Origin of the sequence: Streptomyces sp. NBC_01478 (assembly GCF_036227225.1) — a bacterium.
Taxonomy (GTDB): Bacteria; Actinomycetota; Actinomycetes; order Streptomycetales; family Streptomycetaceae; genus Streptomyces.
Genome location: NZ_CP109444.1, coordinates 11819959 through 11842382 on the forward strand (window position 1 = coordinate 11819959; position 22424 = coordinate 11842382).

At 68.6% G+C, this 22424-nt stretch carries 15 protein-coding genes and 6 pseudogenes; 12 read left to right on the forward strand and 9 right to left on the reverse strand.

The genetic code is table 11. From position 1 onward, the window contains the following. The first annotated feature begins 19 nt into the window (after positions 1-19). A complete protein-coding gene (locus OG223_RS52560) occupies positions 20-400 on the forward strand; it encodes an integrase core domain-containing protein (protein WP_443073825.1) in 381 nt (126 codons plus the stop codon). On the opposite strand, the gene OG223_RS52565 is transcribed toward OG223_RS52560, so the two are convergent. Next, positions 397-5301, reverse strand: coding sequence for a non-ribosomal peptide synthetase (locus OG223_RS52565; protein ID WP_329265010.1), 4905 nt, complete (start codon positions 5299-5301; stop codon positions 397-399). The two genes, OG223_RS52560 and OG223_RS52565, sit on opposite strands and share 4 nt — an antisense overlap. Before the next feature lie 159 nt (positions 5302-5460). Continuing rightward, entirely contained in the window at positions 5461-5895 is a 435-nt protein-coding gene (locus tag OG223_RS54095) for a hypothetical protein (RefSeq protein WP_443073886.1), read from the reverse strand. On the opposite strand from OG223_RS54095, the gene OG223_RS54100 reads away from it, so the two are divergent. Next, complete coding sequence (locus OG223_RS54100) at positions 5840-6043, forward strand: hypothetical protein (protein WP_443073883.1); 204 nt, start codon at positions 5840-5842, stop codon at positions 6041-6043. The genes OG223_RS54095 and OG223_RS54100 overlap by 56 nt on opposite strands. Here the strand turns inward: OG223_RS54100 and OG223_RS52580 are convergent. After that, a complete protein-coding gene (locus OG223_RS52580) occupies positions 6012-8753 on the reverse strand; it encodes a S8 family serine peptidase (protein ID WP_329265912.1) in 2742 nt (913 codons plus the stop codon). The genes OG223_RS54100 and OG223_RS52580 overlap by 32 nt on opposite strands. Continuing rightward, positions 8754-9329 (reverse strand): hypothetical protein, encoded by a 576-nt coding sequence (locus OG223_RS52585; RefSeq protein ID WP_329265012.1) that lies wholly within the window; start codon positions 9327-9329, stop codon positions 8754-8756. A gap of 418 nt (positions 9330-9747) precedes the next feature. On the opposite strand from OG223_RS52585, the pseudogene OG223_RS54105 reads away from it, so the two are divergent. The 5 genes and pseudogenes from OG223_RS54105 to OG223_RS52605 all read left to right on the forward strand — a co-directional run. Continuing rightward, positions 9748-9972, forward strand: a pseudogene (locus OG223_RS54105) (IS701 family transposase); the annotation flags it as partial. A gap of 44 nt (positions 9973-10016) precedes the next feature. Beyond that, positions 10017-10816 (forward strand): IS5 family transposase gene (locus OG223_RS52590; RefSeq protein WP_443073884.1). Its coding sequence is split into 2 segments (ribosomal slippage): positions 10017-10352 and positions 10355-10816, totalling 798 coding nucleotides; the frame shifts between segments, so codons are not numbered across the junction. Positions 10817-10866: 50 nt separating this feature from the next. Next, positions 10867-11232 (forward strand): annotated as a pseudogene (locus OG223_RS52595) (transposase); the annotation flags it as partial. Between the two features lie 22 nt (positions 11233-11254). Further along, a protein-coding gene (locus OG223_RS52600) for an IS5 family transposase (protein ID WP_329265522.1) occupies positions 11255-12053 on the forward strand; the annotation gives its coding sequence in 2 pieces (ribosomal slippage) (positions 11255-11590 and positions 11592-12053; 798 coding nt in all). A gap of 12 nt (positions 12054-12065) precedes the next feature. Next, positions 12066-12539 (forward strand): annotated as a pseudogene (locus tag OG223_RS52605) (IS5 family transposase); the annotation flags it as partial. An 18-nt stretch (positions 12540-12557) separates the two neighbouring features. On the opposite strand, the gene OG223_RS52610 reads toward OG223_RS52605, so the two are convergent. Next, positions 12558-13484 (reverse strand): helix-turn-helix domain-containing protein, encoded by a 927-nt coding sequence (locus OG223_RS52610; RefSeq protein ID WP_329265013.1) that lies wholly within the window; start codon positions 13482-13484, stop codon positions 12558-12560. Positions 13485-13790: 306 nt separating this feature from the next. Here OG223_RS52610 and OG223_RS52615 point away from each other — a divergent pair, with 306 nt between their 5' ends. Next, complete coding sequence (locus OG223_RS52615) at positions 13791-14174, forward strand: hypothetical protein (protein WP_329265014.1); 384 nt, start codon at positions 13791-13793, stop codon at positions 14172-14174. Between the two features lie 321 nt (positions 14175-14495). Here the strand turns inward: OG223_RS52615 and OG223_RS52620 are convergent, their stop codons facing one another. Further along, positions 14496-15371, reverse strand: coding sequence for a replication-relaxation family protein (locus OG223_RS52620; RefSeq protein WP_329265015.1), 876 nt, complete (start codon positions 15369-15371; stop codon positions 14496-14498). A 464-nt stretch (positions 15372-15835) separates the two neighbouring features. Between OG223_RS52620 and OG223_RS52625 the strand changes: the two are divergent. Then, positions 15836-16294, forward strand: a pseudogene (locus OG223_RS52625) (transposase family protein); the annotation flags it as partial. A gap of 170 nt (positions 16295-16464) precedes the next feature. Here the strand turns inward: OG223_RS52625 and OG223_RS52630 are convergent. Then, a complete protein-coding gene (locus OG223_RS52630) occupies positions 16465-16653 on the reverse strand; it encodes a hypothetical protein (protein WP_329265016.1) in 189 nt (62 codons plus the stop codon). 125 nt (positions 16654-16778) lie between these two features. On the opposite strand from OG223_RS52630, the pseudogene OG223_RS52635 reads away from it, so the two are divergent. The 3 genes and pseudogenes from OG223_RS52635 to OG223_RS52645 all read left to right on the forward strand — a co-directional run. Next, positions 16779-16910: pseudogene (locus tag OG223_RS52635) on the forward strand (IS701 family transposase); the annotation flags it as partial. A 477-nt stretch (positions 16911-17387) separates the two neighbouring features. Beyond that, complete coding sequence (locus OG223_RS52640) at positions 17388-17837, forward strand: spore-associated protein (RefSeq protein WP_329265017.1); 450 nt, start codon at positions 17388-17390, stop codon at positions 17835-17837. Between the two features lie 290 nt (positions 17838-18127). Next, a pseudogene (locus tag OG223_RS52645) lies at positions 18128-18346 on the forward strand (transposase); the annotation flags it as partial. 342 nt (positions 18347-18688) lie between these two features. On the opposite strand, the gene OG223_RS52650 reads toward OG223_RS52645, so the two are convergent. After that, positions 18689-19156 (reverse strand): hypothetical protein, encoded by a 468-nt coding sequence (locus OG223_RS52650; protein ID WP_443073885.1) that lies wholly within the window; start codon positions 19154-19156, stop codon positions 18689-18691. Between the two features lie 845 nt (positions 19157-20001). Further along, positions 20002-22017: a galactose-binding domain-containing protein gene (locus OG223_RS52655; protein WP_329265915.1), complete on the reverse strand. Its 2016-nt coding sequence runs from the start codon at positions 22015-22017 to the stop codon at positions 20002-20004. Positions 22018-22424 lie beyond the last annotated feature (407 nt).

Below are 22424 nucleotides of genomic sequence, written 5' to 3' on the forward strand. Positions count from 1 at the left end.
CCTCGGGCATCACGCAACCGTGGGCGACGTCACGGCGTTCGGCGGGACGGGCCTGGCGGCGGGTCAGCCGCCTCGTCAGCACTCGGATGCCGGTTCGCAAGGCGGATTCAAGCTCGGCGAGCACCTGGACCGCGACGGCATCGCGGCCTCCATCGGCTCGGTCGGCGACGCATACGCCAACGCGCTGATGGAATCGACGATCGGCCTTTACAAGACCGAACTCATCAAGCCCCAACGACCCTGGAAGAACCTGGCCGGGGTCGAGTTGGCCACCGTTGAATGGATCGACTGGTACAACTTCCGCCGCCTGCACAGTGAGATAGGCCACGTCCCACCCACCGAATACGAAGCCAGCTACCACCAGAAAACCCAGAAACCCCAGGTCACAACCACAATCTAGAGTCTCCGACCAACCCGGGGCGGTTCAGTGTGCGGCAGTGGACTGTCTTTGGGTGGCTGTTCCGAAGCGAGGTTGAGCCGGCGGGCGAGCCCGGCAACGGTCGGGTTCTCGAACAGCGCCCGCACCGGAAGCTCGATGTCCAGCGCGGCCAGCACCCTGCCGGTCAGCCGCAGGGCGAGCAGTGAATGCCCGCCCAGCGCGAAGAAGTCATCGTCGGCGCCGACGGAGGGTATGTCGAGTATCTCGGCGAACAGTTTGGACAGGACTGCCTCCGAGCCTGGCGGGGTCACCCGGCCGACACGTGGGGCGGGCAAGGGGGGGAGGGCTGGCGCCGTGGTCTTCAGGGCGTGATCTCGTGTCGGCGAATCCGGTGTGGACTCCAGCTCCGAGACCACGTGGTGCAGGGCTTCGACCAGTGCTGTGCGCACCCAGTCGGTGCCGATCGACGGGAGCGCCTGGGCGACGAGCAGGAAGCCGTCCGCGGAGTCGTCGACCGACAGGAAAACCGGGTAGTTCGTCCGCTCCTCGCCGGCCAGGAGCGTGACGCCCGGCACTAACTCCGTCACCCCCGGTTCCAGTACGACGGACGTGGCGTGCCGGTAGTTGAGGACGGTCGTGAACAGCGGCAGTCCGGCGTCCACCGCACCGCACTGCTGCGCCCGTGCCAGCGAGGCGTGTTCGTGGCGCATGAGCTCGGCCAGGAGCCGGTGCGTGCTTTGCACGCACGCAGCGGCGTCTCGCGCGCCCGCCGCCACCCGGACCGGCAGCGTGTTGATGAAGGCGCCGATCCCTCGCTGCGCGTCCGCGCCGCCCCGCCCGAAGAGCACCGTGCCGAACACCGCGTCGTCCTGGCCAGTGGTACGAGCCAGGGCCCGTCCCCAAGCGACGTGGAACAGCGTCGCCGGCGAAACCCCCGCTGCTCGCGCCGTCCCTCGTACGCGCGCGGCCAGCTCCGTGTCGAGCCACGTCCGTGCTTCGTCGACGCCGAGGCCGTGCCCCTGCACGTCCAGAACGCCGAACGGTGCTGTCGGCCCGGTCACCCCGTCCAGCATCCGCCGGAAGAACCCGTCGTGCTCCGCCTCCTGGGCGTCGAGGACAGACCGGGCGACCACCGTGCGGTACGGCACGGGGTCCGGCAGCCGTCCGCCGGTGCCCGCCATGTGCGCGCCGATCTCGGCGAGCAGAAACTGGAGCGACGTGTTGTCGTCCACCAGGTGGTGCAGCAGCAGCGAGACGAGCCAGCGCCCGTGTTCCGCGTCGAACATGGTGGAGACCCGCAGCAGCGGTGCCGCTTCGAGATCCATCCGGTACCGGCGCGCGTCGACCGCACTCGCCAGGTCCGCGGCCGAGCCCGGCTCGAGCCACCGGACCGGCAGCTCCGCGCGCCGCCGCACCACCTGGACCGGCAGCGGAAGTCCCCGCCACACCACCGCGGTCCGTAGGACGTCGTGACGCTCGACGGCCTTGCGCAGTCCGTCGAGGAACGCGTCGAGCCTTTCCCGCGAGTCGACGGCCAGCAGCCCGGAGATCACGTACGGGTCGCCCTCCTGCGCCAGGGCGTGGTGGAAGAGCATGCCCTCCTGGAGGGAGGTCAGCGGATAGATGTCCTGCACGTCCGCAGCCCCCTCCGGGACGGTGGCCAGCACCCGGTCGATCTCCCCCTGGGTCAGCTCGACCAACGGCAGCATTTCCGGGGTGATCGCCGCGGTCCCGGGTGTCACCAGGTTCGGCGGTACTTCTGTCTCGGAGCCCGGCGTGCCGAGCGCCGGGGCGAGGCCGGCCGCGGTCGGTGACGAGAACACGGCGCGGACGTCCAGCCGTATCCCTTGGGCGCGCAACGCCTCCACCAGCTGTACCACCAGCAGGGAGTGGCCGCCCAGCTCGAAGAAGTTGTCGTCGACACCCACCCGGTCGACGCCGAGAACCTGCGCGAACGTCGTGCACAGCAGTTCCTCGTCCGGCGTGGACGCCTTCCGGCGCGCGTCGTCGCGGGCTGCCGTGTAGTCGGGGGCCGGCAGCGCCGCCCGGTCGAGCTTTCCGTTGACCGTGAGGGGGAGGGCGGCCAGCTCTACGAAGGCAGCGGGCACCATGTGCGTGGGCAACGCCGCCGCCACCCACGCCCGCAGCTCAGCGATGTCGAGAGCGCCGGCCGATGTCGTGTAGCCGACGAGACGCCGGTCGCCAGGGGAGTCCTCACGCACCACGACGGCGGCCTCGCTGACGGTGGGATGGGCGGCGAGCCGCGCCTCCACCTCGCCCGGCTCGATCCGGAAGCCCCGCACCTTGACCTGCGAGTCGGAGCGCCCGAGGTACTCAAGACGCCCCTCACGGTTCCACCGGACGACGTCCCCGGTCCGGTACATGCGCCTGCCCGGTTCCCCGAACGGACAGGCGACGAACCGTTCCGCCGTCAGGCCGGGACGCCCCAGGTAACCGTGTGCGAGCTGGGCACCCGCCAGATGGAGGTCGCCCGCCACGCCCACCGGCACCGGACGCAGCCGCGCGTCCAGCACATACGCCTCCAGGCCCGGCAACGGCGGACCGATCACGCTCGACGCCCGCGCCGAGCCGGACTCCACAGGCAGCTCCTGGCAGCTCGCGTGGACCGTCGTCTCGGTGATCCCGTACATATTCACCAGGCTCGGCGACTTGGCGCCGTGCCGTGCGTACCACCCGTCGAGACGCGCATGGTCCAGTGCTTCGCCGCCGAGGACCACCGTGCGCAGCGCCAGCCGCGCGGACAGCCGCGGTGCCTGCTCGTCGGCGCGCACCAGCTGGTAGAAGGCCGAGGGGGTCTGGTTCAGCACCGTGATCCGCTCACGCACCAGCAACGCGAGGAACTGCGCCGGCGAACGCGAGACCGAGAACGGCACGACAACGAGCCGACCGCCGTGCAGCAGTGCCCCCCACAGCTCCCACACGGAGAAGTCGAAGGCGAACGAGTGGAACAGCGTCCACACGTCCTGCGGGCCGAACGCGAAGCGCTCACGAGTCGCCGCGAGCAGACTCACGACGCTGCCGTGCGTCACGGCGACCCCCTTCGGTCGCCCCGTCGAACCGGACGTGAAGATCACGTAGGCCGGCTGTCGCGCGTCCACGGCCGGCGTGAGGTTCGCCCCGCTCAGCCCCGCCAGCCATTCAGCCGTCCCCGGATCGTCCGACACCACGACGGGCACCCCGCCCCGTACCGCACCGGCGGACGCGGTATCGGTCACCGCCAGCAGGGGCATGGAGTCCTCCAGTAAGGAGGCGATGCGCTCCTGCGGATAGCCGGGATCGACCGGGACGTAGGCCGCGCCGACCTTCAGCGTCGCCAGGATCGCCACCACCAGCCCGGCGGAACGCTCCAGCACTACGGCCACGCGCGTGTCCGGCCCTGCACCCCGGGACCGCAGCAAGCGCGCGAGCCGGTTGGCCCGCGCGTTCAGCTCTCCGTACGACAGCGCTTGGGCGCCGTGCATCAGCGCCGTCGCACCCGGAGCGCGTGCCACCTGCGCCTCGAACAGCTCCGGCAGCGCCGCTCCGGACACCGTAGGCGCAGGACGGCTGCCCAGGGCCAGGACGCGTCCACGCTCGGTGTCGCCGAGCAGTTCGGCATCGCCCACCGTCGTGTCGGCCCCGGACCGGACCGCCCAGTCGAGCACGCGCCGAAACCTGTCGACGTGCTCACCGACGTCGTGCGCGTCGTACTTGTCGGCGGCGGCGTCGACGACGATTTCCATGCCGTCACCGCCTCGCCTGTCGTACACGGCGAGCGACACGTCGTCCACCGGCCCGTTCGACAGGTTCCGGCCGCTGACCGCGCACCCGCCGAAGGACATCGTCGAGTGGTCGAACGACATCACGTTCACGCGGAAGTCGGCGAGAGTGCCCCGCTCGACGAGCCTCAGGTCGCGGAGCATGTCCTCGTAGCGGTACCGCTGGTGCCGCAGCCCGCGCCGCACCGACGCCGTGACCTTCCGCACCACCTCGCCCAGCGACATGCCGGCCTGCACGCGGCAGCGAACGGGAAGGACGTTCGAGGTCATGCCGGGTATCCGGAGCCGCCGGGACCCCGGGCGACCGAGCACAGGGATGCCCACAAGAAAGTCCTCCGCCCCCGTGACGCGGTGCACGTACACCGCCGAGGCGGCGATGACCAGGCCCGACAGGCTCGTCCGCAGTCCCCGGGCCGCCTCGCGCAGCGCCTCCGTCCCGGCCGGACCGATCGGGTGTGCCGCACGCACCGTTGCCCGCGACCGGGCACCCGCGGTGCCGCGTCCCCCGAAATCGAGCGGCGCGGGCGGCTGCGCGAGCGTCTCCCTCCAGTACGCCTCGTCCGCGGCGCGGTCCGCCGATGCGCGGTAAGCTTCTTCGTCCTCGAACAGGACTGAAACCGGCGCCAACCGCCCCTCGTCCGGGTCGCCGCCGGCCGTCAACGCGTCGTAGACCTGTGCGACGCGTGCCAGGATGATCGAGCCGCTGAACCCGTCGATGGCAATGTGGTGGCACCGCTGATAGCAGAAATAGTGGTCGTCGCCGGCGGTGAGGAGCGCCGAGGTGAACAGCGGGCCCTCCTGGAGATCCACGGGGCAGCCCATGTCGGCCCGCATCCACTCCTCCGCCGCTGCACGTGGGCCGGCCTCGGCGCTGACGTCCACCCGGTGCATTGTCCAGTCGTCGCGGTCCCCCACGACCTGCCACACGTCCGCGCCGCATCCACCGAACCGCAGATGGAACGCGTCGACCTCGCACAGGGTCCTCCGCAGTGCCTCCTCGAACGCGGTGAGGTCCAAGGGGCCCCGGAACTCGAAGTACTCGCCGATGTTGTAGCGAGGGTCGTCGGGGGCGAGTTGTTGGGCGTGCCAAATGCCCAGCTGTCCGGCCATCAATTCCGACCTGGTCGCCTCGCGCTCCGCCATGAACATTTCCCTCAAGGTTGCGGTGGTACATAAAGTGAGTTCGAGTATGTGTGCTTCGATTTCCCGCTGACCAACTCATCTCATGGGCAGGCCATGCGGACCATCGTCGTCCAAATGCCACGGGCGACACGAAACTTGTGTTGCCGCACAACGGATTCGTTACACGAAGTCGAGTCCTGAACTCCGCTGCGGAGAGGCGGCGATGACCGTTTCGGCGTCCTCGCGGACGGAGACGGTGAATCGATTCGCCCGCGCGACCAGTCCTTTGCAGACCGTGCGGTGTCCGATGCGTCCGCCGGGCGGGGCGATGATGTCGTGCGGGCGACGGACTGCGGGCTCGGCGTCGTGGACGACGTCGAGGGTGGCCATCCCTTTGCGGCAGGACTTCTCCCTGGTCGACAGCCGGATGCGGAAGGTGTGTCGGGCCTTCGCGGTGGCCTCGCGCAGGTGGCCCGGGCGCATCACGATTCCCTTCCCGTCGACGCTGATCACCAGCGGCGACCTAGCGGAGACCCGTGGCGGCGGCAGCACGAGCGCGATCGTCGGCGGAGCGGCCGTGCTGCTGGCGGGCGGCGCGACGATCGTGGTGGCCACGCGACGCCGGCGCGGCTCCCCGGCACAGCCACACGCACCGTCACAGACGTGCCGACGGGCGGCTCGCGAGGGTCACGAGGACCGTGTGAGCCGCCCTCCGGCCGTCGGGTCTGCGGCTACTTGCCGAAGTACGCGTCGTGGATCGTGACGGCCGACGTGTTTCCCTTCTTGTCGGTGATCGTGTACCGGAACGAGATCGCCTTGCGCTTGGCGGGGTTCTTGTAGGTGATGTGGCCGTGGCTGACCGCGGTCTTGGTCCAGTGCTTCCCGCCGTCGTAGGAGACGTACACGGCAAGGGCCTTGAGGTTGCGGCCGGCCGCCGAGCCCTGGACGGTCACCGGGGCGGTGACCTTGCGGCGCGCGGGGGCGTGGCCGGTGAGGTCGGTGTGCGCGGCGATCCGCAGGACCGAGGCCGGCAGATAGGTCGCGTCGGAGGTCTTCTTCGAGGTGAACGTCCAGGCCGCGTCTATGCGCAAGGAGACCCTGGCGACGTCGGGCGAGCGCTTCACCGTGGTCGTCAGCCGGTACGAGGCCTTTGCGGACGGGACGGTGAACGGTTTCTCACCGAACAACGGGTCGGTGTTGGCGCCGATCTTCCTGCCGTTGCGGTAGAGGGTGGTCCGCACCGAGGAGAAGTCCGATGAGCCCGCGTGTCCGTCGCCGTCGGCGACCAGCGGGACCAGGCCGGAGATCGCGTTGCCCTCGCGGTAGAGGCCGTAGTCGGAGTTCAGCATGGGGGCGAACATCGCGTTGTCGAACGTCGTGGTGTAGGTCCTGCCGCCCTGGTAGATGCGCATGTCGCCGTCGATGTAGTGCGCCACGCCGACCGGGTAGCCGAACTCGTCGGGTTTGGGGCCGTACTGGTCGAAGGAGAGTGCCCAGGCGACACTGTTCCCACCGGACACGTGCAGGGTGCGGGTGCCCGGCAGCCGCTGGGTGATCGGCTCGATGAGGGTGATGCCGTACTCCGTCTCGCCGGACAGGGTGACCGCGCCGGTGCGGTTCGGGGCGGGGCTGCCGAGGTTCGCCTTGATCGTGGCCAGCTCGCTCGCCTTGTAATGCTTGGTGAGCGGCTTGAACGTGGTTACGTCAGCGCCGGTGAGCACGTCGTACTCGGCGCTCGCGCCCTGTTCCCACTGACCGGTCCAGGTCTCCGACAGGCCATGGACGGCCGGGCCGAGGTGGGCGATGCGCAGGTCGGCGAAGGAGGTGGCATAGACGCTGAAGTCGGTACTCAGCGAAGCGGACTCGTAGCCGATACCGGCGGCGACCGGCGTGGCGGACGCGTCCGGGACAGTGATGTCCGAGGCCTTCGTGGTGTTCAGGTCGATGGTGACGCTGACGTCTTTGTCGACCTTGAGGGACGGCCTGCTCAGCCAGTCGATGCCGCCCGCGTCGGAGGTGACGTCCTTGAGACTGACCGAGTCCAGCACGTACGTGCCCTTGGGCACGCGCATGGTGACCGTGTCGTTGGAGGTCTGGGAGTCGTACTCGTCACCGGAGCCGAGCCCTTCGAAAGCGGTCAGGCTCGTGAGGTGGGTAGAGGTCTGCCCGGGCCGGTTCCGGTACTTCAGGGTCACGTTGTACGACTGCGGCTCGCGCTGCACACCCATCGTCGAGCGTACGGTCTGGCCGCCGCCGGTCGCGACGACGTATCCGGCGTAGGGGCCGGTGGCCGCGCCCAGCTTGGTGTGCACAGTGACGCCGACCGAGGCGGTACCGCCCGCCGGAACGGTCACCGAGCCAGCACCCAGCGTGAAGAACCCCGCCGGGGCCTTCTTGCCGTCCGGGTCGACGGAGGTCGAGGAGAGCTTCAGGGTGAGGTCGGCGGTCCCGGTGTTGCGGTAGGTCAGATGCTTGGTGACCGGGCTGTCGTCGGTGTGCGGCCACCGCTGGACGCCGTAGGCCAGTGACGGCTGCTCGGCGAAGACGGTCTCCTTGATGGCCTTGTCGACGGCGATCCGGCCGGCGCCCTGCTGGTAGGGCGTGTAGCCGCCCGCCTTGGCCGAGCCCATCAGCACCGCCTTGAGCTGGGCATACCCCCAGTCGGGGTGCTCCTGCTTGAGGATCGCGGCGGCGCCCGCGACGTGCGGGGCCGCCATCGAGGTGCCCGAGATGGTCAGGTAGCCGGCCGGCTTCTCGCCGACCTCCTGGTCGATGACGCTGCCCGGAGCCGCGGCGGCGGTGATGTCCACACCCGGCGCGGTGACGTCGGGCTTGACGGAGCCGTCGTAGACGGGACCAGTGGAGGAGAAGTCGGCGATCCTGTCCTTGCCGTCCACCGCGCCGACGGTGAGCGCGTCAGGAGCGCTGCCTGGGGAACCGACGGTGCCGGTGCTGGAGTTGGGGCCCAGGTCGCCTTCGTTGCCGGAGGCGACCGCGAAGAGGATGCCTCTCTCCTCGGAGAGCTTGTCGACCTCGGCCTCGAGGGGGTCGATGCCGGGGTAGTCGGTGCCGCCCAGGCTCAGGTTGACGATGTCGGCACCCTGTTCGGCAGCCCAGTCCATGCCCGCGATGATGGCGGAGTCGTCGCCGGAGCCGTCGTCGCCCAGCACCTTGCCGTTGAGGATCTTCGCGCCCGGCGCGACGCCGGTGTACTTGCCTCCGGACTGGGCCCCGGTGCCCGCCGCGATGGACGCGGCGTGTGTGCCGTGGCCGTAGTGGTCGTCGGCGTCGGGCGAGTCGGTGAAGTTCTTGGAGGCGATCACCTGGTGCTTGAGGTCCGGGTGGTGGTAGTCGACGCCGGTGTCCAGGACGGCGATCTTGACTCCCTTCCCGGTGTAGCCGGCCTTCCACGCGGTCGGTGCGCCGATCTGCGGCCCGGACTTGTCGTCGGAGGCCTTGCGAATGGCGTCCAGTCAGACGTGCGCGACCCCCGGTGCGGCCTTGTCGCCCTCGGTGACCGCGTCCCACAGCCTGCCGGGATCCTGCTTCGGCGCCCGGACCGCCTCGGCGTCCAGGGACTTCAGGGTCCGGCGCATGGTGGCCGCGTCCCGTACGTCCTTGCGGGCTGCGGATGCCGCGCCCTTGAAACCGATGATGACCTTGACGCCGTCGTGCTGGTCCGCGCGGTTCGCCGCCTTGTTCAACTCCGTTATGTCGAAGAGCCGTTGGTCGATCCGTCCGGAGGCGACGAGGGCGGCTGCGTCGGTTGGCACGACCAGGGTGTGGCCGCGGACGGTACGGGCCTGGAAGGGCACGTGCTCACGCCCCTCGGCCCGCCGTACGCCGACGACCTTGCCCTTGGCGTCCACGGAGACCCGGTCGCCGGTGATGAGCGTGATGCTGTGGTCGGGGGTGAGGGCGCCCGGTGACACGGCCTCGGTAGCGGTCGCTCCGGCCTCCCCGGTCTGTACCAGGGCGAGGCCGGTGAGGGCCGTGGTGGTCGTCAGTGCCAGGCAGGCGCGTATCAGGCTGTTGGGCTTTCTCGGCAAGGTCTCTCCCTGTGGGCATCGTGCCGTTCGTTCACGCTCACCATGAGGCGCACGAAGATGTTTCGGTTCCCCAACGTCCCTTCAATTACGGATAGTTGACGATCGGGAGCGTTCCAGAACAGAAGCGCTCCACAGTTTCTGCCACCGCGGCTGCGCTGCCGCTGCCGGAGCGCGGCGAGCCGACCCTTACTGGGTGTCTACGGTCCCTCGGCGCTGATCAAGAGCGCCCAGGGCGGCTCCACCGCCGCCCTGATCACCGCCGTCGGCGTCTTCCACCCGCTGCTGCAGGGCCTCGGTCCAGAACGGCGAGTTCACCCTGCTGAGCAGCTGGTCCAGCTGCTCAAGGGCGAGTAGGCCATGCCGACGCCGGGAGGTTCGGCCGCTGGCCGAGCACTGCGGCGACGAAGTCCGCGGCGCCCTGAAGGACGAACTCGGCTGGGCCGACTTCCAGGTCCGCTCCGACCGCGCCATCCGCCGCCACCAAACTCTGGTCAACTGTGCCTGCTCCTTCTGCTGGGACCAGTGGTTCGCCCCATCCGGACCCTTGGATGCCACCGCGCCGGACCCCTGCCCGGACCAGAGGGCAGAGCCGGGGCCCAGCCATACCTCACCAGCTACCACCGCCCCACTGGCCCAGGGCCTTAGAGTCATCTCATTTGGCTGGGTAAGCTGACCGTCGTGGCGACGATCGTTGAGCGGCTGGTGCCGGACGAGTTGTGGGAACTGTTCCAGCGGGTGGTTCCGGAGGCGCCGTCGCGGCCCCAGGGCGGTGGCAGGCGCCGGCACGGTGACCGCGAAGTGCTGGCCGCGATCGTCTTCGTGGCGACCTCCGGCTGCACGTGGCAGCAGTTGCCGACCGCGTCGTTCGGGCCGTCCGGCGCGACGGCTCACAGACGCTTCACCGAGTGGACGAAGGCCCGGGTGTGGGCCAAGCTCCACCGCCTGGTCCTCGACGAGCTCGGCTCCCGCGGCGAGTTGGACTGGTCCCGCTGCGCGATCGACTCGGTCAACATGCGGGCCTTGAAAAGGGGGAGCTGACGGGCCCGAATCCTGTAGACCGGGGTAAGTACGGGTCAAAGATCCACTTGATCACGGAGCGGACCGGCCTGCCCCTGTCCATCGGCATCTCGGGCGCCAACACGCACGACAGCCAGGCACTGATCCCCCTCGTGAAGGGCATACCGCCGATCCGCTCCCGCCGAGGACGCCGACGGCGCAGGCCCCACAAACTCCACGCCGACAAGGGCTACGACTACAACCACCTGCGACGTTGGTTATCCAGCCGTGGTATCCGGCACCGCATCGCCCGCAGGGGCATCGAGACCTCGCAGCGACTCGGCCGCCACCGTTGGACCATCGAACGCACCATGTCCTGGCTCGCCGGATGCCGACGCCTGCACCGCCGCTACGAACGCAAAGCCGACCACTTCCTCGCCTTCACCAGCATCGCCTGCACCTTGATCTGCTACCGCAGACTCACCAAATGAGATGACTTCTAAGACCGTGTCCTATGTGGTGATCATTCGTTGGACTGGTCATGGGGCGGGGTACGTGGAGTTGGATTGTTCCGGACGGGCTGTGGGAGATCGCGAAGCCGCTGATCCCGCCGTCGAGAGTGCGGCCGCAGGGCGGCGGAACGCAGGACACGCCTGATGAGACGCTGTTCGCGGCGATCGTCTACGTGCTGGTCAGCGGCTGCGCCTGGCGAGCGTTGCCGCCGTGCTTCGGGATATCGAAGTCGACTGCCCACCGCCGGTTCCTGATCTGGTCGAGAGCCGGCGTCTGGAGCCGCCTGCACGAAGCCGTGCTGCACCGCCTCGACGACGCCGGACTCATCGACGTCACCCGCGTCGTCCTCGACACCGCCCACGTCAGGGCTAAGAAGTCATCTCATTTGGTTGGGTAAGCTGTCAGTCGTGGCGAGGATCGTTGAGCGGCTGGTGCCGGATGAGTTGTGGGAACTGTTCCAGCGGGTGGTGCCGGATGCGCCCTCGCGGCCCCAGGGTGGGGGCCGACGCCGGCACGGTGACCGCGAAGTGCTGGCCGCAATCGTCTTCGTGGCGACCTCGGGCTGCACGTGGCAGCAGTTGCCGACCGCGTCGTTCGGGCCGTCCGGCGCGACGGCTCACCGGCGTTTCACCGAGTGGTCGAAGGCCCGGGTGTGGGCCAAGCTCCACCGTCTGGTGCTCGACGAACTCGGCTCCCGTGGAGAGTTGGACTGGTCGCGGTGCGCGATCGACTCGGTGAACATGCGGGCCCTGAAAAGGGGAACTGACAGGTCCGAATCCTGTAGACCGGGGTAAGTACGGGTCAAAGATCCACTTGATCACGGAGCGCACCGGACTGCCCCTGTCCATCGGCATCTCGGGCGCCAACACGCACGACAGCCAGGCACTGATCCCCTTGGTGCAGGGCATACCGCCGATCCGCTCCCGCCGAGGACGCCGACGGCGCAGGCCCCACAAACTCCACGCCGACAAGGGCTACGACTACAACCACCTGCGACGTTGGTTATCCAGCCGGGGCATCCGGCACCGCATCGCCCGCAAGGGCATCGAGACCTCGCAGCGACTCGGCCGCCACCGTTGGACCATCGAACGCACCATGTCCTGGCTCACCGGATGCCGACGCCTGCACCGCCGCTACGAACGCAAAGCCGACCACTTCCTCGCCTTCACCAGCATCGCCTGCACCTTGATCTGCTACCGCAGACTCACCAAATGAGATGACTTCTAAAAAAGGGGCGAACACACAGGCCCGAGCCCCGTGGACCGAGGCAAGCCGGGCTCCAAGATGCACGTCCTGTCGGACGCGAACGGACTGCCCCTCCTCGTCGCTGTCTCAGCTGGTAACACCCACGACAGCGAAGGGCTCGAGCCCATGATCGAGGGTCACCAAACGAGACACGCCCTCTACCGAGGCCGCTACTTCAAGCCCCAACGCCTCCACGCAGACAAAGCCTACGACCACGCCAGCCTGCGGAAATGGCTGCGCGGCAAGCGCATCGGAGTCCGGATCGCACGCAAAGGCATCGAGTCCAGCGAACGGTTGGGCCGCCGCAGATGGGTGATCGAGCGCACGATGTCGTGGCTGTCCGGCTACCGCAGACTCAGCCCCCGCTACGAGCGCCATCCCCGCAACTACCTGGCCTTCCTCGGACTCGCCGCCGCCCTCTGCTGCTACAAACGGTTCGTCCGCCTCACCACATAAGACACGGTCTTAGTTCTCCTATCTGTGGCGCAGTTCGCTGACAGTTGTACCGAACTCGCGCTTCAGAGCCCTGCCGAGATGTTTGGGATCATGTATTCCCCACTGCGCCGCGATCACGGCCGCAGGGATGTACGCGGAGGAGGGGTCGAGGAGATCCCTGCGGATCCGTAGCAGACGTTCATGCCGGATCCAGGCGGCGAAGGTCAAGTCACTGTCTTTAAAGAGGGCGTGGAGGCGCCGAATGGAGATGTGATGCCGACGTGCGACATGTTCCGCGCTGAGATGAGTGTCGTCGAGGTGGGCCAGTGTGTAGGCCCGGATGCGATCGATGAGGTTGCTGGCGACGGAGATCCGCTCGGGCGTGGTGTCGGCGAAAGCGGCGAGGAGGAGTGCGGTGAGGGCGTCGGCCAGATGCGTACGTGCCGCACTGTGATGGGGAAGGCCGTCATTGACCGTGGACAGCGCGTGGTCGAGAAGTCCGCCGATCCCGCCCAAAGCGGGGAGGGGGAGTGCCGTGCGCTGGCTTACCGAGTCCGCATGCCTGCCCAGACTCGCCCGGGGGATGCAGAGCACCGTCATGTCAGTGGGGTCGGCACCGATGAGCCGGTAGGGCCGGGTGTTGTCGCAGGCGTACAGTTCGCCGGCTTTCATCGTCGAGGTCCGGCCGTCTTGACTCGCTGTGAGCGGACCGTGGTGGTGGAGGTTGAAGTGCATCCATTCCACGTCGGTGGAGGTGATGCTGCGGCTATCCCGCGTCACCGTTGCGGCGGCGGCCTGGATGCGAGCAATGACCACAGGTCCGATGACGGTGTGGTCGACCACAGCTTCGAACCCCTGAGGGCAAGGATCGCTCACCCGTAGCGGGGCGAATAGGGACGAGGCAACTGTCTCGAAAGACTCGACTCCTCTTAATCTGGCTAATCGAGAGTCCTCACGGTCTGTCATGCCCGACGCCCCCGGCCTGTGTCGGAGCGGACACCTGACTCACGCGTGGTGCACGGTGCACGAACTGGGGAGTCATGGTGCACGCAGTGGTGCCCTTGGGCCGCGGCTTGCGCCTAGGGTCGCCAATGAACGATGCACAGACCGGTTCTACAGTCGAAACCGTCGGCTGCGCACACGTTTCGACAGGCTTCGAAACGTCACGTGGCCCCTCTGGACGGGGCCCAAATTGAGTCCACCGGGATTGACCACCCGGGAGTAACTGCCGCTACGTCACCACTCGGCGGCATACACAAGGGGAGAAGAATCATGCGTTCACGTTCCTTCACATCCGCCATGCTCGCGGTCCTGGCCACGGCGGGGCTCCTGGCCACCGGCTCTCAGGCGGTGGCGGCACCGCAGGCGCCGCGTACGCCCGCATCGGCCTCCACCTACAACCTGACAACCGTCATCGACCAGTGGACCCACTGGACCCCTGACCCGTACACCTCATCGCACGCGGGCACCCTGTACGCCGGCACCAGCTACTTCTACTGCTGGGTCCACGGCGCCTGGTACTCCAACAACGGCCACTCGGACGACATCTGGCTCCTGACCGACGACGACACCGGCAATGGGGGTGTGTACGTCAGCGACGTAAACCTCGACTCCTGGGGCTGGCACCACGACCAGCAGGTCCTGCCGGAGTGCTAGGCAGTCCCGGCCAAGGACCAGGACGTCTGGTCGGCGCGTTGCGCTGGCCGAGTACCCAACGGCCCTGACCGCCGAATCCAGCACCGCTGACAACGGCGGCGTCCTGCCCCGCCGGGCAGGACGCCGCCGTTGTCAGCGGTGCTCCAGACCGTGGTCCGCGGCGCCAACCTTGCCCTCGAAGACCAGCTCTGCACCTGGTCCGAGGAACACCGCAAACCGCTGACTCTGCCGCCCGAGGCGCACCGCTCGGGCCGACCACGACCCCGACCATGAGGCCGACCACGGGCCTGGTCGCGCCGCGTTCACCCTGACCACGGCTGGTCAGCGCGTTGGGCCAGATGATGAGGATCCGGTCCAGTGGACTCGTTGGTCGGGGTCGTGGACGGGGCGCCACACGGGTGCGGAGGGGCCGTGCTGGAGCAGGTCGGCCAGCGGTGCCGCGAGGACGGGGACGTCGTACCGGAACCGGGACGTCGCCAGCAGCCCGGCCCCTGCGCGCAGGGCGCTGATCCGGTTCTCGGCACCGGCGGGTCCTGTGCCGTCCAGGACGAACAGGATCCCGGGGAAGAGCGGGTAGCGCCGCCGCCACTCCTCAATCGCCGGTTCCTGGAGGGTCGGCCGGCGCCCCGGGACCACGGGCACGTAGCGGTGGAGGCGCTCGTACGCGGTCAGCTTGGCGGCGAGGCGCTCGGGGCCCATGGTGGCCCGGTCGACTTCCACGAACGCCCGCAGCATCGCCCCGTTGCCACCGGCGGTAGGACCGCGCCGGTAGTACAGGAGGGCGTCGGGGATGACGACCTCGCCGCTCCCGGTCGGATGGTGGACCTCGGGGATCCAGTCCAGCGGCTCGCACATATCGCCGCGGCGGCGGGCGTCCTCGAGGAAGACGAGCGCGGTCTCGGTCACGGTCAGCGTGTGACCTGCCTTCAGCCGTACGGCGGTCGGGTCGGACACGGTCCGGGAGGGCCGGTGTCCGCGCATCTCGGGCCACTCGCAGGCGAGTTGCACGCCGTACGAGGTGGGGAACCACACCCGGGTGCGTCCGGCCTGCGGCAGGGTGATGCGGCAGACCAGCCCCTCACCGCGCAGCCGGGCCAGCCGCCGCCGGGTCTGCTCGATGCGTACTGCGGGGGCGATCACCCGGTGCATCTGCTCGGTGGTGGCCATCCGGTACTGCGCCAGCACCCCCAATGCCATCCGATCCCCACTGCCTGCGTCCACACCGATCGTCACGGATCCGCTCGCTTCCCGTACGGTGCAGCACCGTCCTGCCCGGTGCCGCGCGTACCGGTCACGGCAGCGGCTGGCCCCGACCAGAACCCCGACCACGAAGGCCTGACCACGGTCACAAAGCGACAACACCACCGTGGACCAGGTCGGAATCCCCTCCGACAATCCAGCCGACAACCGTTCGCGCCCTTTGCCGTACTCGCCCGCAACTCCGCAGGTCACCAGGCTGGTTGTGCGGTGGTCGGGAGGCTGACATCCCCTGTACGCCCCCAAGCCCACGCCCCACAGCAGAAAGAAGAGGGAAGCGGGTGGGTGGGACAGGTCCCGGCGGCGGGGAGAGAGGCGAGCGCCTGGTCTGGAAAGGCGCGCGGCGAGCAGTGCAGCGTTGTCGTGAAGGTGTTCTTGGAGGAGGGTGTCCAGCGCCGTGTCGACTAGACGGCACCCTGGCGGAATGCGACCGGGTCGGCGACAGCCGGGCCGACTTCTCCCACAAGCACCGTCGGCACGGGGTGAACGTGCAGGTGGTGACCGACCCGGCCGGGCGGCTGCTGTGGATCTCACCCGCCCTGCCCGGCCGCGCGCACGCCCTGACCGCGGCCCGCACCCACCGGATCATCAGGATCTGTGAGCCCCAGGGCATCCCGATCCTCGCCGACCGCGCCTACATGGGAGCCTGACCATGGGTGACGACAGCCCTCAGACGCCCGCCGGGCCGCGACCTCACACCCACCCAACAGACCGTCAACCGTGCACTGTCCGCAGCCCGGTCACCGGTCGAACAAGGCATCGCACGACTGAAGTCATGGCGCATCTTCCGCGGATCCCGATGCAGCCCGAATCGAATGACGTCAATCGCCGCCGCCGTCCTCACCCTGGAGCGGCAACGCTGAAAACGCTCAGTAACCATCGTCCTCAAGACACGGATCGACAGCTCCCATCACCCAGTTACGTGCCTAACATGCCGGAGACCATGTGGCGTGCTTCACCTGGGTCTTTTCGCTCGACCTAATGATAACAACGGCACTGCGATCCCATCGGGCATGGAGCTATCCACGCTGCATCACTCCACGGCGTCAGGCGGTTCGACCGTAAACGTCACAAATTCGATTTCGGCATCGGAGGGCAGGCCGGGATAGTGGCCCTGGAGGCCCTTCTTGAGCTGGTCGATGCTCGTGAAGCCATCGAGCCGAGCCTGTTCGGCGAGGCGATCGAGCCGGTGGCGTTCGACGCCGGTGATGGTGCCCTCCAACGTGCGGGGGGGGCTTCGTCGTCCTCGAAGAGGAAGATTGCGGGACCCGGCGCGATCGGATCTTCATAGCGGACGGTGGAGGTCTTCCGTGCGGTAGCAATGTCTTCGTAGTGGCGCTTGTTGAACTGGGCCTGGCCCACTTCCAAGGCCGAACCTGGCCAAGCCGGCACCACCACGTCACTCTCGTCTCCGTGGCCGACAGCTTCTGCACCCTCCAGCGGCTGATGCAATCCCCAAAGGGGACGGTGTTGGCCTGAGCCTTCACCGAGTCGTCCGTGAAGCGCAGTTACTCCTCGCAGCCTGGACCGGCGCCTGCGCCACCTGTCACCGCGACATCCCAGACCCCGCACCAACCTGCCCAAGCCCTACTGGGGGTTGTGGCGAGAATGCGCCGACGTCCGCGCGTTGTCGAGCTGTCGGGCGGCTCCGTGACGGCGGGGCGTCGGACGCGGGCGGTGACAGGTCACCCGGGGTGCTGCCTGGTGTTCTCGGCGCTCGATGTCCTCGGACGGAGGCCGCGACTGCGACGGCGCGGGGTGTCCCGGTGCACGGACGGCGTACGTGGGCGCCGCCGCAACCTCTGTGCTCACCGAGGTCACGGGCACCCCGGCCGTGTTCCCGGCCTGCCCGGTCAACTCGGCCGGATCGAGCCGGTGCGGGGTCACAACCCTGCATGGCCGGCACGTGTCAGACCTGTCAGGAGTAAGGCACTCCTAAGACCATAAGGGGGAAATATGAGATTCAGTCATTCCGTTCTCGCCGGTGCCGCGATAGCGGCCCTGACGGTCGGCGCAACGACCGTTCTGGCCGGCCCCGCCTCCGCAGCGCCGAACACCACTCCGCAGAAGGTCTGTGGAAGCAACTACAAGACCGTCAATTCCGCGCCCGTCGGCACGCAGGGCACCGTCTACCTGACCTACAACGCTTCCAACGGCAAGAACTGCGTCGCGACCATCCGCACCAACCCCGGCGCCGCGCGCGACATGGGCGCGTGGATCTATGTGTCCGACACCGATGAGTACGCCCAGGACGAGGGCGCGTACACGTCGTACGCCGGACCGGCCTATGTCCAAGGCAGGGCCCACTGCGTCGACTGGGGTGGCCACATCGACAACGTGTACGTCTACGTGACGGGCTCCAACTGCGCCGCGCTGAAAGAGCACCGGGTCACAACGGTCCGCTGACCCCCGGAGCACTGCCGCGATCCGGTCCGCTCCCGTCGTCCGGGGGTGGGCCGGATCCCGTCGCAGGCCCGGATGCCCGCCGTCCCCGCGCCGGCGAGGGCGGCCCCTGGCCGGAAGCGACGGAAGCGTGCCTGTGACCGGGTCTCGCGCGCCCGCCGTTCCGCTTCCGCGACTCTGTCCGCGACCTGCGCGACGCTCAGCCCGCGCCCTGGCGCCGGACCACTGCCCAGGCCACGTCCTCCACACTCCACATCACGGGCCGTCCTCCTGTGCCCACTCCAGACCGAGCGCGGCCAGCTGAGCACGTCCGCGTCGTGCTCGTGCACGCCTTCACCGGACTGCCGGCCGAGTTGACACACTCACAGACCTGGGATCAGGGCAGCGAAATGGGATGGCACGACGAGTTCACGCGCGTCACCAACATCCCGATCTGCTTCTGCGAGCCGGCCAGCCTCTGGCAGCGCGGCTCCAACGTCAACACCAACGGCTTGCTGCGGCAGTACTTCCCGACTTGTATTGGTGGTAGCGGTGTTCGTGATCGGGTTGGCCGCCCGTAACGTGCCGCAGGACGCCGGGCAGGCTGACTCGAGTACTTCCTGCCGCCCTCGCGGGCTGGCTCTCTTTGGGTGTGTCGACCTGCCCGGTGTCCGTTCGCGGCTTGACTCAACAGAGGCACCCAAGGGGCACCGACCTTTCGATCTACAGTGCCGAAGATCTCGCCTGCGTCGCCGCTGAACTCAACGACCGCCCCCGCAAGATCCTCGGCTGACAGACACCCGCCGAGCTCTTCAGCAAGCTTGTCGCAACACTGGAATGATCACGTGTTGCGACGCTCACTGGAATTCGCCCGCCTACGCCGCCGCGTTGTAGGCGGCACGCGACGGGATTTCGCCGCCGGTCCGGCGCTGCGGGGCGCCCTCGGCGAACACCGTCAGACGCAGTACGAGGTAGCGGCCGATTCCGACGAGTGCGGTGGCCGACAGGTACACCGTCTGCTGCAGGACGAGTCCGGCGCCGGGGCGGAGCACGGTCAGCGCGCCGACCGCGGCGGACGTGACCAGCCAGCCGGCGGCGATGGTGGCCGCGCTCTTCAGGTGCCCGGCAAGGCCGGGCCGTCCGTGGCCGAACGAGACGCGGGCGTGCAACTCGGTGGCGACCACGGTGGAGGTGACGGTAGTCAGCGCGTTCGCCGCCATCCACGGGATCCCCTGCGAAAGCAGGACCAGGGCCGCCGAGGCCGCCAGAGTGACCGCGCTGCCCAGCCCGGCGAAGCGCCCGAAGGCCGCCGCGTGCAGACGGACAAGTCGCAGGCCGTTCATGGTGATCCCCTTCCGGGCCGCTGCCCCTGGCGGGGCCGTCGTCTTCATGCCGCAGAGCGTGACCGACCCTCCATTCAGCGCGGTCTCAGCCCGGTCTCAGGGGGACCGGAGGTGGTGAAACCGGTGTGGCGGTACGTCGCCCACCTCGGCCCGTGAACGCCTGCTCAACGGGCTGGAGTTGGGTAGGGACCGCGAGCCGGCCATGCCCACTGGCTGAAACGCGGTCACCGTCAGAACCGCCCCGCTCCGCTCCGCACCGACATCGGCAGAGCCAGAGGGCGCCGTAGGCCAGGTACGGAGCGGTCGGTAGTCGAGGCCATGCGGTGCTGAAACGTCATGTCCCTGCCCGCAAACGAGTGGTTCACGGGCAGTGGCGATATGCGGAGTGCGCTTCCTGCGTCGCACCCGCCGTGCCAGATCGTCCGTGCTGTTCGTCTGCCTGATGACTGCGGGCTGCGCGCCTGCATCGCTCGGAAACCCGAACTCGGGCACGTCAGGGAGCGGGACCCCTTTGACGGGTCCTTCGGGCGCCGGCGGGGCAGGGCGGGCTATCGCGGTGGGGGCGGGTCCGCAGTGAAGGCTGCGGCGGTCCGGGTGGGTGGTGATCCAGCGTGCGGCCTCGCGCGGGGATGGCGGGCGCTCACGGGGCTGGTCCAGGGGCAGCCCGCGTCGCAGGGGTGCGACGGCCATCTTCGCCGCGGTCCGCCGGACCGGCTCGGGGTGCGGCGCGACCGCTCCGCAAGGCGTGCCAGGAGAGGGCCGTCACGGACCGCCCGTGCGGAGACGGAGCTCGTCGGGGCGGTCGCGCGTGGGGGACGGCGTGCGTGCCGTCCGTCGGCCCCGGCTCAGGCGCTGTGGACCCCGACCTCGTACAGCGAGTACCCCCAGTCTGTTCCGCGATCGAGGCCGTGGACCCGGACGTAGCGGGCCGGAGTCCCGGTGAACCGGGCCGTGTCCAGGCCGCCGTCGCCGCTCGTGGTGGACCAGGCGGTCTGCCAGTTCGTGCCGTCGGTGGAGAGCTCGATGCGATACGACTTCCCGTACGCGCGCTCCCAGTCCAAGGTCACCCGGGAGACCAGGTGGGTGGAACCCAGGTCCACCTGCCACCACTGGTCGTCGCTCCAGTCGCTGGCCCAGCGGGTGGCGTCGTCGCCGTCGGCGGCTCGGCCCGGCTGGTAGCTGGTGAACGGGTTCGACTCGGACGAACTGGCCGTCGACGGCTGCCCCTTGGCAAGGTTCACCGAGGCCTGGTGCTGTTCGGTGGCCCGCCAGGTGTCCAGGTAGGACTCGGCGCCCCGGAACAGGTCGTTCACCACGTCCTGGCCGCCGACCTGCCGGATGTCCTCGATCCAGTCGGGGATCATTCCGGCGTGGGCCGCGCCGTCGGTGTTGATGTCGAAGGTGCGCTCGCCGGAGGTCTGCCTGTCGATGACGGAGCCGCCGTCGACGCTCTTGAAGGGGTACGTCACCTTGTTCGCGGCGTCCGCGCCCCGCGGGGCGGGATGGTCGCCGATGCCGTTGAAGTCGGTGCCGTAGCCGTAGCCCACGCCGTACTTGTCGCGCAGTGCCTTGGTCCGGGCGGCTTCCGCGACGAAGCCCTCGGAGCCGTGCATGTACTGGGCGACGAAGCCGCCGAGGGCGTAGACCCGTTCGGTCCAGTTCAGGTCCATCCAGCTGTGCGAGGAGATCACGCCGGGGTAGGACGCCGACTCCAGGATGTCCAGCGCCTGGCCGACGGCCTTGACACCCATGTGGTCGATCTCCAGCATCATCTTGCGTTTCATCATGCCGCGCACGGCGTACTCGCCGAGTTCGGTGAGGCCGCGCTTGTTGCACTGCGCGTTCGAGTCGTACGAGGGGACGTCCACGCCGGCCGGCAGGTCCGACTCCGCCTCGGACGTGGCGCTCCCGATGGGGTTGTCGTGCTGCGGCCCGGTGCACTTCTCGGTCTGCCAGAAGGTGCCGGTGGACAGGAACTGGCCGACGTTGATGGCCGTTCCGAGGCCGCCGGAGTCGAAGCGGACGCCGCACAGCGCGTTGTCGAACTTGTGGCAGAGGAACATGGAGCGGACGCCGAGGGCGTAGAGCTCGTCGAGTCCCTTGTCGATGTCCTGCTGGCTGCACTGCGGGATGTCGAGGATCTGCTTGCAGCCGAAGGGTTCGGAGGTCTCGACTCCGAGGACTACGGCGAGTTTGCCCTCCTCGATGACCTGCCGCGCCTGCGCGCTGTCGGTGACGATCCGGAACCAGCCCTTGCCGGTGCCGCCGTACATCTTGTCGATGTACGCCTGGAGCGCGTAGGTCATCTTCGCCTGCAGCCGGATCGAGGTCATCTCGTCACAACTGCGGTCCTTGAAGGGGTAGATGGAGCAGATCATGCCGTTGGTGACGAGGTCGTTGACGAGCACGCGCTGTCCGCCGCGCCAGGCCCGCTCCACCCAGGCGTAGTAGTCCGCCTGGTGGGTCATCGAGTCGTACGCGGGCCAGTCCTTGAAGGTCGGCCAGCCGACCGGGTCGTGCGTGCCGTCGCCCCCGTGGGTGATGTAGTCGAAGATCGCGAGGGTGCCGTCGGGGTAGTGCTCGGGGCAGTCCTTCAGGGCGTCGGCGACACCGGCCTCGGAAAAGACCTTGCCGCAGATCAGCCGGCCGCCGAAGGCCTCGTTGCCGAAGAGGTGGTTGTGCGCGTCGACGAACCCCTTTACCTCTCCTGCCGAGTTGGTGCCGGTGAAGGGCTCGCCGGAGACGTTGATCTGAACGTCCGGGGCGGGGCGGGCGGTCGGGATCCACCAGTCGTTGCCGGCCGCCGAACTCGGGGTGGGCCCGAGGGTCATGGCCAGCACCAAGAGCATCAGCGACAGCATGGTGGCGTGTCTGCGTCTGCGGTACGAGCGTCGAAGCGGCGTCAAGGCCCACATCCCTCGGTCGGCGGGAAGACGCGGTTGACCGACCGTTGAGGTTGTCATGACCCGCGCAATACTTGGGACGAGGATCGGGCCGCATGCCCGCCGAGTCAAGCGTCCGGAACGCCTTGGCTGATCTTTCCGCGGCGGAACTCCCGAACTGCCGTCTCAGCGGCAGGACTCCCGGGCCCAGACACTCAGTACGGGGACGCATTGCTCGTTGAAGTACTCGTTGTCGGCAGGGGTGTTGTAGACGTGGGCGGACACGCGCAGCTGGGAGACGTGGAAGGGGGCGAAGATCCCGCCGCCGATGCCGATGGACAGGAGCAGGCCGGTCCGCCCCGTGGTCAGGTGGATCTTTGACCTGT